This window comes from Aliiglaciecola sp. LCG003 (genome assembly GCF_030316135.1).
Lineage (GTDB): Bacteria > Pseudomonadota > Gammaproteobacteria > Enterobacterales > Alteromonadaceae > Aliiglaciecola.
In genome coordinates this window covers 3,342,465-3,356,215 of the sequence record NZ_CP128185.1, presented here as the reverse complement: position 1 = coordinate 3,356,215, position 13,751 = coordinate 3,342,465, and the positions used below count along the sequence as shown (strand labels likewise).

Annotated in this window: 10 protein-coding genes; 6 read left to right on the top strand and 4 right to left on the bottom strand. The window is 43.4% G+C overall.

Translation table 11 applies throughout. The features are described from left to right. Window positions 1–71: 71 nt before the first annotated feature. Both QR722_RS14625 and QR722_RS14620 read right to left on the bottom strand, forming a co-directional pair. Entirely contained in the window at window positions 72–770 is a 699-nt protein-coding gene (locus tag QR722_RS14625) for a hypothetical protein (protein WP_286283651.1), read from the bottom strand. A gap of 66 nt (window positions 771–836) precedes the next feature. Then, on the bottom strand, window positions 837–1,784 hold the full coding sequence (locus tag QR722_RS14620) for a LysR family transcriptional regulator (protein WP_286283650.1): 948 nt from the start codon (window positions 1,782–1,784) through the stop codon (window positions 837–839). A gap of 124 nt (window positions 1,785–1,908) precedes the next feature. On the opposite strand from QR722_RS14620, the gene QR722_RS14615 reads away from it, so the two are divergent. The 4 genes from QR722_RS14615 to QR722_RS14600 all read left to right on the top strand — a co-directional run bounded on the left by QR722_RS14615 (window position 1,909) and on the right by QR722_RS14600 (window position 8,489). After that, complete coding sequence (locus QR722_RS14615; RefSeq protein WP_286283649.1) at window positions 1,909–2,496, top strand: FMN-dependent NADH-azoreductase; 588 nt, start codon at window positions 1,909–1,911, stop codon at window positions 2,494–2,496. 442 nt (window positions 2,497–2,938) lie between these two features. After that, the gene (locus QR722_RS14610) at window positions 2,939–6,640 is read left to right on the top strand and encodes an ATP-binding protein (RefSeq protein ID WP_286283647.1); all 3,702 of its coding nucleotides are present in this window, start codon (window positions 2,939–2,941) and stop codon (window positions 6,638–6,640) included. Continuing rightward, complete coding sequence (locus QR722_RS14605; protein WP_286283646.1) at window positions 6,637–7,272, top strand: condensin complex protein MksE; 636 nt, start codon at window positions 6,637–6,639, stop codon at window positions 7,270–7,272. Before QR722_RS14610 ends, QR722_RS14605 begins: the two co-directional genes overlap by 4 nt. Beyond that, on the top strand, window positions 7,269–8,489 hold the full coding sequence (locus tag QR722_RS14600) for a phosphoenolpyruvate carboxylase (RefSeq protein WP_286283645.1): 1,221 nt from the start codon (window positions 7,269–7,271) through the stop codon (window positions 8,487–8,489). Before QR722_RS14605 ends, QR722_RS14600 begins: the two co-directional genes overlap by 4 nt. Before the next feature lie 73 nt (window positions 8,490–8,562). Here the strand turns inward: QR722_RS14600 and QR722_RS14595 are convergent, their stop codons facing one another. Beyond that, window positions 8,563–9,120: an NAD/FAD-utilizing enzyme gene (locus QR722_RS14595; RefSeq protein ID WP_286283644.1), complete on the bottom strand. Its 558-nt coding sequence runs from the start codon at window positions 9,118–9,120 to the stop codon at window positions 8,563–8,565. A 184-nt stretch (window positions 9,121–9,304) separates the two neighbouring features. On the opposite strand from QR722_RS14595, the gene QR722_RS14590 reads away from it, so the two are divergent. Both QR722_RS14590 and QR722_RS14585 read left to right on the top strand, forming a co-directional pair. Further along, complete coding sequence (locus tag QR722_RS14590; RefSeq protein WP_286283643.1) at window positions 9,305–11,065, top strand: monovalent cation:proton antiporter-2 (CPA2) family protein; 1,761 nt, start codon at window positions 9,305–9,307, stop codon at window positions 11,063–11,065. A 217-nt stretch (window positions 11,066–11,282) separates the two neighbouring features. After that, the gene (locus QR722_RS14585) at window positions 11,283–12,926 is read left to right on the top strand and encodes a methyl-accepting chemotaxis protein (protein WP_286283642.1); all 1,644 of its coding nucleotides are present in this window, start codon (window positions 11,283–11,285) and stop codon (window positions 12,924–12,926) included. Between the two features lie 61 nt (window positions 12,927–12,987). Here the strand turns inward: QR722_RS14585 and QR722_RS14580 are convergent, their stop codons facing one another. Further along, window positions 12,988–13,737, bottom strand: coding sequence for an SDR family oxidoreductase (locus QR722_RS14580; protein WP_286283641.1), 750 nt, complete (start codon window positions 13,735–13,737; stop codon window positions 12,988–12,990). Between the last annotated feature and the right edge of the window lie 14 nt (window positions 13,738–13,751).

Here is a 13,751-nt window from a genome sequence, read left to right as displayed (position 1 = left end):
GCTATGTAGGATTTACATAGCCGAAAGCTTATTTGTAGGCATACAGGTCAATATTAGGGGGAATTGTTGATTCAGTATGAGCCAGCATCGGAAATGCCTTCGGCAAAATCCTGAGTTTCATAATAAATTGGTTTCATCGAGCCGCAAAAGCTCAAGCGAGTGATAAGATAATTTTCATCTGGTACAGAAGTTTGTGCATATACATCGGTGCTACACATGACATCTTGCATTAGCAGAATAACATGGTCATAGCTTGGTGCACCTTGGATTTGGTGGACTAACAAACGCGCGTTGCTGCTAAGCTCTACCAAGTCATAGGTTTGCTTGCCCGTCGGGGCTTTGAAATTCTCTAACATTCTCACATATTTTTGATCGGCAAAGGTGACTTCCAATTGTTCGTATATAAGGCTTCCTTGACGCTCATAATGACCGACATAGACATCAGCTTTAACGGTGACTTCCTCACCACGCATTAACCTTTGCAAGTTGAACGGCTCAGGTATAATCGTAACCAAATCCGCATCTTTTACTAAGTAAACTAAGGCGGCACTCTTGGATTCAAGTTTATAGATGATTTGCGCATTGTGAGGTCTGCGATACTTGGCTTGATTCGATGCATATAAAATTGAACCGCTACTAAATAACAGCATGCCATGGGTCCCATAATAGCTTGGGTCAAGAGGCTTAGGCGCTTCTACAGCGGGCTCTTCATTCCCATGAGCGGCGCAACTAATTAATAACATTACCAATATATAACAATACTTTTTCATCTTGGCCCTTAAAAATCCTACAATGTTGCTGATTATATCTTATCTAACCCAGTTGGCTTGAATTTTTCACGACCTTGCTTGCGGAAAATTGTGTTTTTGCGCTTCAAAGCAACTATCCCAGTAGGGTGTGTCGCCAAATCGCTTAGCCAGAAAATCAATCAGCGTACGGGTTCGAGCAGATAGATATCGAGTTTGCGGGTATAACGCATAAAGATTCATGTCAAACCACTGATAGTCAGTTAACACCGGAACCAGCAGTCCTTGTTTTATGGCTGTATGACAAATGAAGGTTGGTTCACACACTACGCCTAAGCCCGCAATGGCAGCATCGCGCAATGCATCGCCATTGCTACTCAGCAAACGGGGCGTGACACTAACCTGACCGCTGATTCCTTCTTTGCTAGTATAGCGCCATCGATTAGGTTGTTTGATATTTGAATAGCAAAGTGCCGGTAGCTGTTTTAAATCATTCGGATTTTGAATGGGGCCAAATCCTTTTAGTAAAGAAGGCGAACAACAAACTACATGCTTAACCGCTGATAACTTGCGCGCTCTTAGGCTTGAATCATCCAAATTGCCTATGCGTAACGCCAAGTCAAAGCCTTCTTCCACAATATCAACCCGTCTATCGCTCATGTCCAAGTCGATATTGACCTTTTCATGAAGATGCATAAATGCAGCAATTGCAGAAGAAAGATGGCCAATGCCGAAACTAAGGGGGGTGGCGATTTTGATATTGCCACTTAAATCTCCCGACGCACGCATTACTTGTCTTTCGGCCTCTTCGAGGTCGTCTAATATTTGCTTGCAGCGTGCAAAATAAAGCTCGCCATCTAGGGTAATGTTCATTTTACGAGTGGTGCGTTTAACCAGTTGCACCCCTAGTCTTTGTTCAAGATCTTTCATTCTTCGACTTACCGCCGAATTTGCAACCCCTAGCTTTTCAGCTGTTCTAGTTGCTGATTGAGTCTCAATCAGGGTAACAAATACCCGCATTTCATCTAGCTTACTCATTTCTATTTTTCTGATTTTTAGAAAAGTTATTTGATAAAATGCGTATTTTTATCTTTATTGTCAAGATGTATGATGCCTTCACTAACTTAACACCGTTTATTTAATTGAATTTTTGGAGAGGATTATGAGTAAGCAATTATTGAGAATTGATGCAAGCATGCGCAGCAATGGTTCGGTCAGTCGCCAACTTGCCGACCAATTGGTCAGCAAGCTAACTAGTCAACAGGACTATATCGTTAAAAACCGTGATTTAACTGATTCTATTCCTTTCGTGAATGAAGGCTGGATCAATGCCAACTTTACTGATCCCTCTGAACGCACTGCCGAACAGCGCTCAATCTTGGCTTTATCTGACGGTTTGGTGGAAGAGTTGAAAGATTCAAGTGTTTTGGTAATAGCTACACCAATCTATAATTTTGGTGTGCCAGCGGCATTCAAAGCTTGGATTGACATGATTGCCAGAGCAAGAGAAACCTTCCGCTATACTGAAAATGGGCCGGTTGGTTTGCTTGAAGGTAAAAAGGCTTATGTGGTGATCACTTCTGCTGGAACGCAATTGGGCACAGAAATGGACTTTGTCACTCCTTGGCTGAAACATGTACTTGGCTTTATTGGCATCAAAGAAGTAGAAATCATTGATAGTAGTGGTTTGATGATGGATGAAGCGGCGGCTATCAATCGCGCAGAAACTAGCATTCAGGCGGTGGCTTAAATCAGATTAACCGACCGATTTAATCATTAGGCATGGCGGGATAACAGTATTATCCCGCCCGTGGCATTAGTGCTAAATGGCTCGTCTTTGTAGCAGGCCTATTTAACGGCCTGTAGCTTTTATGGCATGTTTATCTCTGCGCTGCCTAAAAATGATCTTGAGATTCACCAGTGGTTAAACACTATGCTTTTTCTAATCGTCTTGCCCAGCAACTAGGGTTATTTAAGCTAGCGTAATTGTGCTCGGATAAGTCCTTAGAGCGCGGCAAATCATACACTTATACCCCCTCAACAGCGTAAACTGTCTACCTAGGCAGAATTTCGGTGTTAAATTGCGCCAAACCTCGCTAGAATCGTCGCCCAAACGGAATTCTTACTCCGCGTTAACTGCATCTTGAATCCCGAATTGTTTTGCCGCTTTCATCATAATTAGTAGGACGTTTATGCCTGGGTTACACCGCATTATTCTTATCGACACCCATCTACCTGGCGTAGTGGAATTGAAACTCAATGGACACACCAATATCTGTGGTACTAATGCATCGGGCAAAACCACACTGCAGCGTTTGATTCCGGTCTTTTATGGTGAATATCCTAGCCGCGTAGTACCGGCTACCCGTGACAGTTTTGAAAAATGGTATTTGCCTCGAGAGTCGAGTTTTATTATTTATGAGTACGCACGCAACGAAGATGACTTGTGTCAAGTTGTGCTGGCGTCATCAGGCAATGGTGTCAACTACCGTTTTATTGGTAAACCTTTTGACTTAAACGATTATTTATTTAAAAACAAAGCCGGAGAACACTCCAGCGTCAGTATGAATGAATTGGCTCGAAGCTTGAAACGCTCAAACGTTCTGGTGACCAATTTACTCAATACCAAAGAATTCAAAGCTATATTGCAAAATGATCGCGGTGTTCTTAACGACAGTGCCAATAATCGAGAGCTATTAGGTTACGCACGAATTTTTAGTTTGTGCGACCAAGTCCACCATTTACGCCATATTGAAAAGCTTGCTAAAGCGGTGCATTCCAAAGAAGGCAAAATGGAAACCATCAAGGCAATGATCGCTGCCATTCTGGAAGAAGATGGGGTACAGCCGCCAAGTTCCAGTTTAAGCCGCAATCGCGTTGAGGACTGGATAAGCGAGTGCCACCTCATCAAAGAATTTGATGCCATTCGTCCAGAATTTGCCCGTTTGGAGCAAGCTGACTATCAGTTGGCCCAGACTGAATCTAGACTCAGCACCATCAAGCAACAGTTTTCGCTGGACACCAGCGCTTTGTCGGCCAATATTTTAAAATTGCAGGGACAGGTTGATGAAACTCACTTGGGTAGTAAGAAACTCGAAAACGATTGGACAGCGAACCGTGATGAATTGAATCGAACTTTATCCAGTGCTAAAGCCGATGCTGAAAAATTAGAGTCGGATTTAGAGCAAATTGAGCAAGAGTTTGACGATTGGCAATCACAAGACATTGAGACCCTGCAGAAAAATTTGCAGCAGATGCCGCAATGGGAAAGTGAACTGGAAACTGCATCAACCCGCTATGCATTGCTAACTGACAAGCATCAAGATATTGAATCCAGTTTTAATAAACGTATCGCCCACATCAGTGAAAAATTGAACTTGGAGTTAGAATCCTATTCTGAGCAAAAAGCCCAACTTCAAGACATTCTATCCACCCAAAAAAGTGATGAGCAGCAGGCCTTACAACAGATACGCGATGAACATCAAAGTCAAATGAGTGCCGTCGAGGACACTTATCGCCAACGTGTGAATGAATTAAAAGTTCAGCAGGCTGAAATATCTGCCAGTTTAAAAACCGCTGGCTTTGATGAGTTTGAACAAAGCCAGTTAGATATACTCGACGCCACATTAAAGGAAGCCGGTATTGTTGAGGATGCTAGCCGTGATTCGCTGCGTAAGACACAATTAGCATACCAACAAGCGGTTCAAGCTCGCACACAATCAAATAGCCGCTTGGAAGACGCCCGCCGTCGATTCCAAGCCGCCCAACAAAAGGTATCTGAGGTTGAAGCGCTGCTCTATCCAGGCGAAAACAGTCTGCTTGAATTTTTACGCAAAGAACGTCCTGATTGGGAAACGACATTAGGCAAGGTTATTCATCCGGATCTGCTCAAACGCAAAGATCTAAAACCTGCCGTAGCTGAACATGGGGATAGCCTGTTTGGCGTGAAGCTTGATATGCACAGTTTAGATACCCCGGCCTATGCTGAATCGGAACAATCGATGAAACAGCGCCTAGCGGATACCCAAGAAGAACTTGCTCAAGCTTTGCAAGTGCAAAATGAAGCTGAGAGTGAATTATCCAAAGCCAGTGAAGAGGTACGTAACAAGGAGTTGGCGCAAGCTCGTCAAGAAAGTGAATGCAAAACTGCCGAAGCAAATCGTAAACGGGCTCAGCAAGATAAAGAGCAAATTCAGCAAGAATATGCCCATGCGTTGTCCCAGCGTAAACTGCAAGATAAGAAGCGTTTAGCTGCCAACCAAGCTGAACAGAGCAAGTGTCAGTCGCAACATACCCATGACATTCAGGAATTGAAAGATCAGCAACGGGAAGCGCAGACCGAACATCAATTTCATTGGCAGCAATTAATCGGCGATACCCAAGCTAAAATCAATACCGTTGATCAGCATATCTCCAAAGCCCGTCAAGTGGCGCTGGAAGATAAGCAAAAAACCGAACAATGGAAAGCGGATGAGCTCGACAATCGTGGTGTTGATGTGGACGAAATTGGTGGGCTGCAAAAGCATATTAAGCAATTACAAAAAGATATCACTTATACCGACACTCACAGGCATAAAGTCAAAGATTATCAACGCTGGTATACCAACTACTTTGTTGGATATAAAGTGACATGGCAGAAAAACCTCAGTAGCGCAAAAAAAGCCGCTAGTCAGGCTGAGCGAAAGTTAAATCAGCAGGAAGCTGAGTTTAAACAGCAACGTCAGCAATTTAAAGACAATCAAATTCAGCTAGAACAAGAATTGCGTTTGGCCCGTGAACAAGATGCTGACGTGCAAAACATTAATCGAAATTTGGCCAAGCTAAGCTTACCCAAATTGGATGATACTGTTAATAGTTCGTCAAACTCCACGCTTGATACAGTAAGCATAGGTCAAAGGATTTCAGAAGGCCAAGATTTACTGCAAACCCGTGAGCGGTTGCTGACTGATATCAAAGTATACGTAGAACATTTTGATCAATTGATCGCGGCCCAATCTGGTACAGGTTTGGCAGATATATGGGAACGCTCACGTGAAGATTGTGCGGTGGTTAATGCCCAAGGTATACGCAGTGTTGATCATCGCCGTATGGTTAATCATTTGGCCCAATTACTCAATGAAGTGGTGCCGCAAAAACTACATGGGCTAAGGGAACAAGGTCGTATTTTTGGCGCCGATTTGACTCAATATTATAATGTGTTGGAGGATATCGATAAGCGTATCGCCAGCCAAAGCAACCGTATTAGTAAAGAAGTCGACGAAGAACTGTTTTTGGACGGCGTATCAGAATCTGCGGTGAAAATTAGGTCGCGTATATCAGAATTAGAATTTTGGCCGGAATTAGCCGAGTTCAACACCCTATATCAGGCTTGGATGCAAAGTGGCGCGGTGGAGTTACCCGATGACAACTATGCGGTAAGTATGCGCCGAGTATTGGATATCCTCGGGCGTGCAGCCCTCAGCGGAGGTATTAGTAAACTGCTGGATATTGAACTGCATATCAAAGAAGGTAATTCTAATTTGGTTATCCGCACCGACCGACAACTAAATGAGTCTTCCAGTCATGGTATGGCGTATTTGATTTTGTGTAAGTTCCTGTTGGCGTTTACCCGTTTGTTGCGAGGCCAAGCCAATACAACCATTCACTGGCCAATTGATGAATTGGGTACCTTGCATCAAAGCAATGTGAAAAAGATTTTCGATGCTTGTCAGAACAATAATATTTGTGTGGTGGGAGCCTTTCCAAATCCGGAGTCAGAGGTACTGACTTTGTTTGATAATCGTTACTTGATTGATAAAACCACTCGCAAGCTTCAAGTGGTGCAACCTAAAGTCAGCTCCATTAGTAAACGACTTGCCCAGCGCAAGGCGGCAGAACAGGAGGTCAGCATATGATCACTGAGCAAGGTAGAATTTTAGAGCAGCTTTTATCTGGAAACTTTATTTGTCAGGTATCTGATGAAGATGCATGGCGATTTATTAAAACTAGCGGCAACAGTCACAAGATTGAAGCCCAGTTAAATGTGCTTAACCGAACCTTGGCCAGTGCGGCTGATGGTGAAGTATTCTATGCCGCATATCAGTCCTTAGCAGAGCCTGAGCGCAAAGTGCTCACCAGTCAGTTCCAAGAAATATCCAGTCACTTGGTTCCGCTGGTGGAGTGGTTATTATTGGTGCAACAGGCTAGCGGCACAGATGTCCCAGTGGCGCAGGGCAGTGCAATTCGGTTGACCGAATTACAAGGTACCATCGAAGACACGCCTGCATTTGCCGAGCAGTTGGCGAAAATCTCTCACTACAAACTGTTTGGCTCAACCAGCAGCACGGCAGATGGACAAATAAAACAAGTCTTTAAACGCCTCACGGATTTGGGCTACCTGTTAAAGCCAAACCAAGATAAACAAATTTTTATTGCGACCGGTAAAATTGAATACTTGTTCGAAGTGATCAAATTCATCGACGAAACTGAATCGTTATCGTTAGCAGAGCAAGCGGAGAATGCGGTTCAGCAGGGTAGTTTGCTATGAACCAAAACATGCTACAGGCAGGGGTTAAGCTGCTCAACGCTCTGAGCCGACATGCTGACCTGATCATGCAGGTTTATTTGTCCGGTAGCTTAGATGAATCGAAATTTAGTCCTAAGCTAATTGATAGTTTGATCAAGCAAGGGATTTTATGGAGACCGGAAGCTGAATCCGATCTACGCCTGAAAAATGCCGTGCGGCAATTATTGGAAGGCAGCCTGCAGGATGAGCGAAATCGTCAGATCGACGCTAATATAGGCTCGACCCTTAGTAGTTTAAAGACGTTGGCTGAGCATTATAAAGAAGCATTGCAACATCAGCGCTTTGCTGAATCTCAAGCTCACTTGTCGGATTTAACCGAACATGTTTACAGTTTGACGGAGTCGCTGGCCAATAATGTGCGGGTTTTATTTAGTCGAATCAATAATGAGTTCGGTTATGTATCCTCTATTGATGCAAAAATCCGCGAAAACCAATTGGCCCAATCGCAAGTTTCTGAGTTGCTCAACCAGTTAGAGATGTTTCGCTTTGATGAATTAAGTGAAATTGCCGCCAATCACCGGGAACTTCGACATTTGCTGATAGTCACCCTACAGCATAATTTCTCACGAGTGACTCAAGAGCTATCTATTGTTCAGGCAAGATTACTGGCGTTACTGGGACGTTTCCGCGAGTTTCGTGGACGCACCAGGCTGATCAAAGGCTTTTTACTGCACATGGAACATTCAGCTGATTTTACCCCTATCAATTACTGTCGATTGTCACAAGTGCCTATGCTATTCAATCAGGCTCCAAGTGTTATCCAGCCCGCCAGCGTAGATGTTAATCGGGTCGAGCATGAGCAAGAGTTACAGCTTTTGGTTGGGGCAATTCGCAGTTACAAGCGTCAGCAAAACAGCTATCAACCGGAACGCGCTGCCCAGCAAATACATTTGGAAGCTCAATCTGCGGTGGAGTTTGAAGAAGACTTACTCAAATCGGCCGTCGAAGACTATTTTTGTCAGGTGATTGATAGTGGCGAGCGCTTAACTGCTCTGCAATATTATCAGCAAAACGCCTTGGAGTTCGATCCCGAGGCTTGGTTGTATCAGGTTATTGGAGGGTATCAGGGCCTAACACTAGAAGAACAATCTTACTTTGCCATAGAACAAAGTGGCGAACCTCACCCCATTTATACCGGAAACTTTATTATTCGGGATGTGGAGCTAGGCTTACGCTAAGCTGCAATGATTAACACCCTCATAGGCAAACTTTTGTTACCCATGTGGGTGTTTGCAAGGCCATCGCTGAAGGCTAGGGCATGACCTTCATAAAACTATTAAACTTATCTTGCCCTTTCACAATCCATTCAGGGGTAGATTCACCGGTTCCAGCTAAGGATATCGACTGATGTTGGTTCACCACTTCTTTCACCACCGCCTGTTGTTCCTCGGTGATATCCACAAAAAATACATGTTTGCCTTGCTTGAGTAGCTTTTGGAACCGCTTGAACTGATGGTTGGGCACTTGGATACCAATTAAGCCACCTTCCCAGGTGCAAAATCCTAATAACGCTACGGCTAGAAAACCGAACGGGATCCAACCTGCTGGACTCAGATGCCACTGCATTGCATATGCGATAGCCAACACCAAGCCTGCGGCGATTAGCCCCACCACTGCGCCGAGTTCAGTTGAGCGTACTACATCCTTTTTTAATACTGACTCTATGGCGTGTAAATGGTGCTGTTCGACCTCAGCGTCACTTTCACTTAAAACATGAATTTGTGGGATAAGGAGACCTTTAGCCTGTAACTCAGTTTCAATCAGTTTTAGGTCGTTTAAATCATCGCTGATATAGTAATGTCTTTTCATAATGCCTCGCCCAGTTGATAAATTTGCGGGTGATAGTAATACTGTAGACCATTTATATCACCAGCTGGTTATTTTTTAATCGGTTAGGCTTAAAAAGTTCACATTCGACAATATTTTGCTTGTGCAATATGGCGCATTGTTTGATGCAAAAACCAAGCTCGCCCCAATAAATAAAGGAATACGCATGAGTGCTATGGCTTCATCTATGGTGTTTTTAGCTGCTGCGGTGGTGGCCGTCCCCATTTTCAAAGGTCTCAAATTAGGCAGCATTCTTGGTTACTTGAGCGCAGGGATAGTGATTGGTCCTTCTGTTATGGATTGGGTATCAGAGCCGGGCACAATTTTGCATTTTGCCGAATTGGGCGTGGTGTTATTGCTGTTTGTGATTGGGCTAGAGCTAGAACCTAAGAAACTTTGGAAAATGCGCGATCAAATCATTTTCACTGGAGGTGGACAACTGTTACTCAGTGCAAGTGCCTTGGCATGCGCAGTAAAGTACTTTATGGCAACCAGTTGGATCAGTGCCATTGTGATTGGCTTGGCAGCAGCATTATCGTCAACTGCATTTGCAATTCAATTGATGAATGAGCAAAAGATCCTAAAAACTCCGCCTGGCCAAAAGGGTTTTTCAGTCTTGTTGATGCAGGATTTGGCGGTGATCCCGATTTTATTATTGGTGCATGCTTTGTCCGATGCCACAGGTGTGGATACGCCGCCGTGGTGGGTGAGTGTAACGACCATTGTGGGTGTACTCGTCATTGGTAAATACTTATTAAATCCATTTTTGCGGTTAATATCCGATTATGGCAGCTCAGAAATAATGACCGCGTCGGCATTGTTAATTGTTATGGCGACCGCCCTGGGTATGCAAGAGGCAGGATTATCCATGGGTATGGGGGCCTTTGTCGCCGGTATCCTATTGGCTAACTCTAGCTTTAAACATCAGCTAGAAACTGAAATTGAACCCTTCAAAGGCCTGCTACTGGGGTTATTCTTTATTGCCATTGGAATGAATATGGATCTGCAACTATTATTTGCTGATCCCGCTTTCATAGTCTGCGCCGCGCTAGCGCTCGTAGCGATCAAGACCTTGATCATCTTTAGTATATTGAAACTTGCCAATCAAACTAAAACCGATTCAATGCGCATCGCTCTGATGCTGTCCCAAGGTGGAGAATTCGCATTTGTGGTGATGGGACAAGCTGCAACCAATAGTTTGCTCGAAGCCGATATTGCAAATCAAATTACCCTGATTGTAGGCTTGTCTATGGCTCTGACATCACCACTGGTGATATTGCATAGCTTATGGTTTAACAGCCGTAATTGCCCTGCTGTGTATGACAGTCAAAGAGATACTGATGAACCTCGGGTGATCATCGCTGGCTTTGGCCGGTTTGGACAAATTACTGCGCGTATTCTAACGGCTAATCATATCCCATTCACCGCATTGGATAAGGACGCAGAACAAATTGAATTTGTTAAGAAATTTGGCAGTAATATTTTCTATGGGGATGCAACACGGCTGGATTTGCTCAAAGCAGCGGGCATCGAACAGGCATCGGTATTACTAGTCGCGGTAGAGAGGGAAGAAGACACGTTGAAAATATGTGAAATTGTTAGTGAAGAGTATCCCCATATCAAGATGGTAGTGCGGGTGCGAAATCGCGCCAGTGTGATTGAGATATCAAAGTATCAAAATGCAGAATTAATCAGAGAAGTATTTCCAAGTGGTTTAAAAGCAGCAGAAAATATTCTCCGTCACTACGGCTATGCTGAGGCTGAAGCGAAAAATATGTGTGATATTTTTGAGCGTCACGATCATCAACTCCTGCAAAAAGCTATTGAAGAAAACGTCGATATGCCGCAATTAATTGAAATAAATAGGAAAGGCCGAGCAGAATTGGAGCAGTTATTTACCAAAGATATAAAAGATTTAGGTCGATAAATTTCTTTATTTAGGTTATCTTTTTTACCCTTGGGCTTGCTCGCCTGAGCCATCATATTAGGGCAGTTCGCCAGTTTCGACGATTCCTAGCATGCTTACAGCGGAAGACGAGCTACTTCATTAAGACTATTACTCAATTTACTTAAGCGCTGTCATAAAAGTTAAATTTAACTCAGGTAACTTCGGCGGGCTTTTTCGCTTTATGGATCAATTTAAGATGTTTGATTTTATCCGCAATAATATACGCAACAAGCTGTTGCTTTTGTTCTGCTCGGCTTTATTAGTAATCATCATAGCTGTATATACCGGATTGACTTCAATCCATCATGTTATTCAAGACTATTCAGAGACTGTAAACACAGATGTGTCTAATTTGACTAAGATCTCTGAACTAAACTTGGACTTTAAAACTCAAGTGCAAGAATGGAAGAACACCTTAATAAGAGGAAAAAATCCCAAACAACTGGATAAATATTGGAATCGTTTTTTACACAATGGGGTCCTCATCCAACAGGAATATCAAAGCCTGTTAAAAGAGCTTGATCCCAGCCATCCAGCGTACAATGACTTGTTGAATTTTTCTGAAAGTTATCCTCCTATGCTGGCAGCCTACAAGGAAGGATATAATGCATTTTTACTATCAGGATTCGATATAGACGTTGCTGATAAAAGTGTCAGTGGTATAGATCGCGCACCAACAGAAAGTCTTACTGCAGCAGTAGACAAAACCAATGGTTTTATTTTGGGTTTGAAATCTGACATTGAGGAAAGTGCCGATTCTGCTTTTTTGATTACCAACGTCACAGTGGCCCTGGCGATAATCGCCAGCATAATATTGATTACCTGGTTCATCGAAGTTCGCATTCTTAACCCGCTTAATCAGGTTAGTACCCTTTCTAGACAAATAGCAGGGGGTGACTTCACCACTAAAATCACCAGCACCACCAGCGATCAAATCGGCCAAGTGGCTGATAATTTTAACCTTATTCAAGATGACCTGAGTAAAGTCCTGTTTGGTATATTTGATGACCTAAAACAGTTAGGCCAGTTGATAACCAGTCTGATTCACGCCTTTAATGCGGTTAAAAAAGGGCTAAATAGTCAGATAGAGCAAACTCAATCGGTCAATGACATAGTAACTGAGTTAAACATAAATGGTTCGGCCATTAATGGTGCTATCCAACAGGCGTCAGAATTTGTCACTAAATCCACTGAAGATGCAGAACAAGGTCGCAAAGTTTTCCAGCAAAATGTCGACATTAGCCAGAATATGATGGCGGCAACTAATAATGCCTCAGACATCATCTTAACCCTTAAGAAAGATTCAGATGACATTGGCGATATTGTTACTGTTATCAATGGTATAGCCGAGCAAACTAATTTACTCGCTCTAAACGCTGCGATTGAAGCTGCTCGTGCAGGTGAATCAGGACGCGGATTCGCCGTAGTTGCAGATGAAGTACGAACGTTAGCCAACAAAACGCAACAATCAACTAAACTAATTTCACATAATATTGGCAAATTGCAGGATGCGTCAGATCGTGCTGTGACCGCAATGGAGCAAGGTAAACAACAAGCTGCATTAAGTTTGGAGCAAGCAGTTCTATCACAGAAAATCATTGATCAATTAATTGATTCCTTTAGCCAGATTAGGTTGCTCAATGGCCAAGTGAAGCAATCAATCAACACTCAGCAACAGCAGAATGAATCGGTTAAAGATGGCATTCACAATATTGTCAACTTAAGTGAAAGTTCACAGCATGAAGCCAAAGTAATGGAAGAGGCAGCTGGAGTACTCTCCACTATATTTGAGCATCTGGATTCAGCGACAAAAGACTTTAAAATTAAACAGACGGGATAGGTTGTGTGTAAAATACTGCGATCCAGACTCCTAGCCTAAAGGCAGGGAATCTGGGTACTTGTCAGCTCATTTTTTTCAGCCAGCTCAAGGGTGCTACTTTCAACACAAAGCGTAAAAACGCCCATGGCCAAACCGGTACGTAACTATTGCCACCCTCTTTTTCAATGGCCTTGACCATCGCTCTGCAGCCTGTCTCAGTATCCACGATAAAGGGCACGGCTTTGACTTTTTCATTGATCTCACTGCGAATGAAACCAGGGTGCACGGTTGACACCTTGATGGGTGTCCCTAAGACATCCACTCTTAATCCTTCAGTCATGGAGCTTAATCCGGCTTTGGTGGCGGCATAAACGGTCATTGCTCGTCGCGCACCACGAAATGCACTTATAGAAGAAATGGTGACTAGATGACCGGCATTCTGCTGTCTAAAAATTTCCATGGCAGCTTCACATTGGGCTAGTGCTGAGACGAAATTGGTGATGGCAGTTTGTTTATTTGCATAGAAATAACCGGTGCCGATGGATGCACCTTTGCCCATGCCTGCATTGACAATAATGCGGTCAAGATCGCCGAACTCGGCTTTAAAAGCACGAAAAACCTCAAACACCTGATCATGATTATCAACATCCAGTGACATGATAGAGACTTTAATAGTAGGATTAATCGCTAATAATTCGGCTTTCAATTCTTCTAAACGCTCTATTCTGCGTGCACACAGTGCGAGGTTGCGACCTTTCTTGGCAAACTCAATCGCCATACCCTTGCCGAGGCCTGAGCTGGCACCTGTAATTAAAATATTCTTTCTGATCATAATGGTAACTTCTT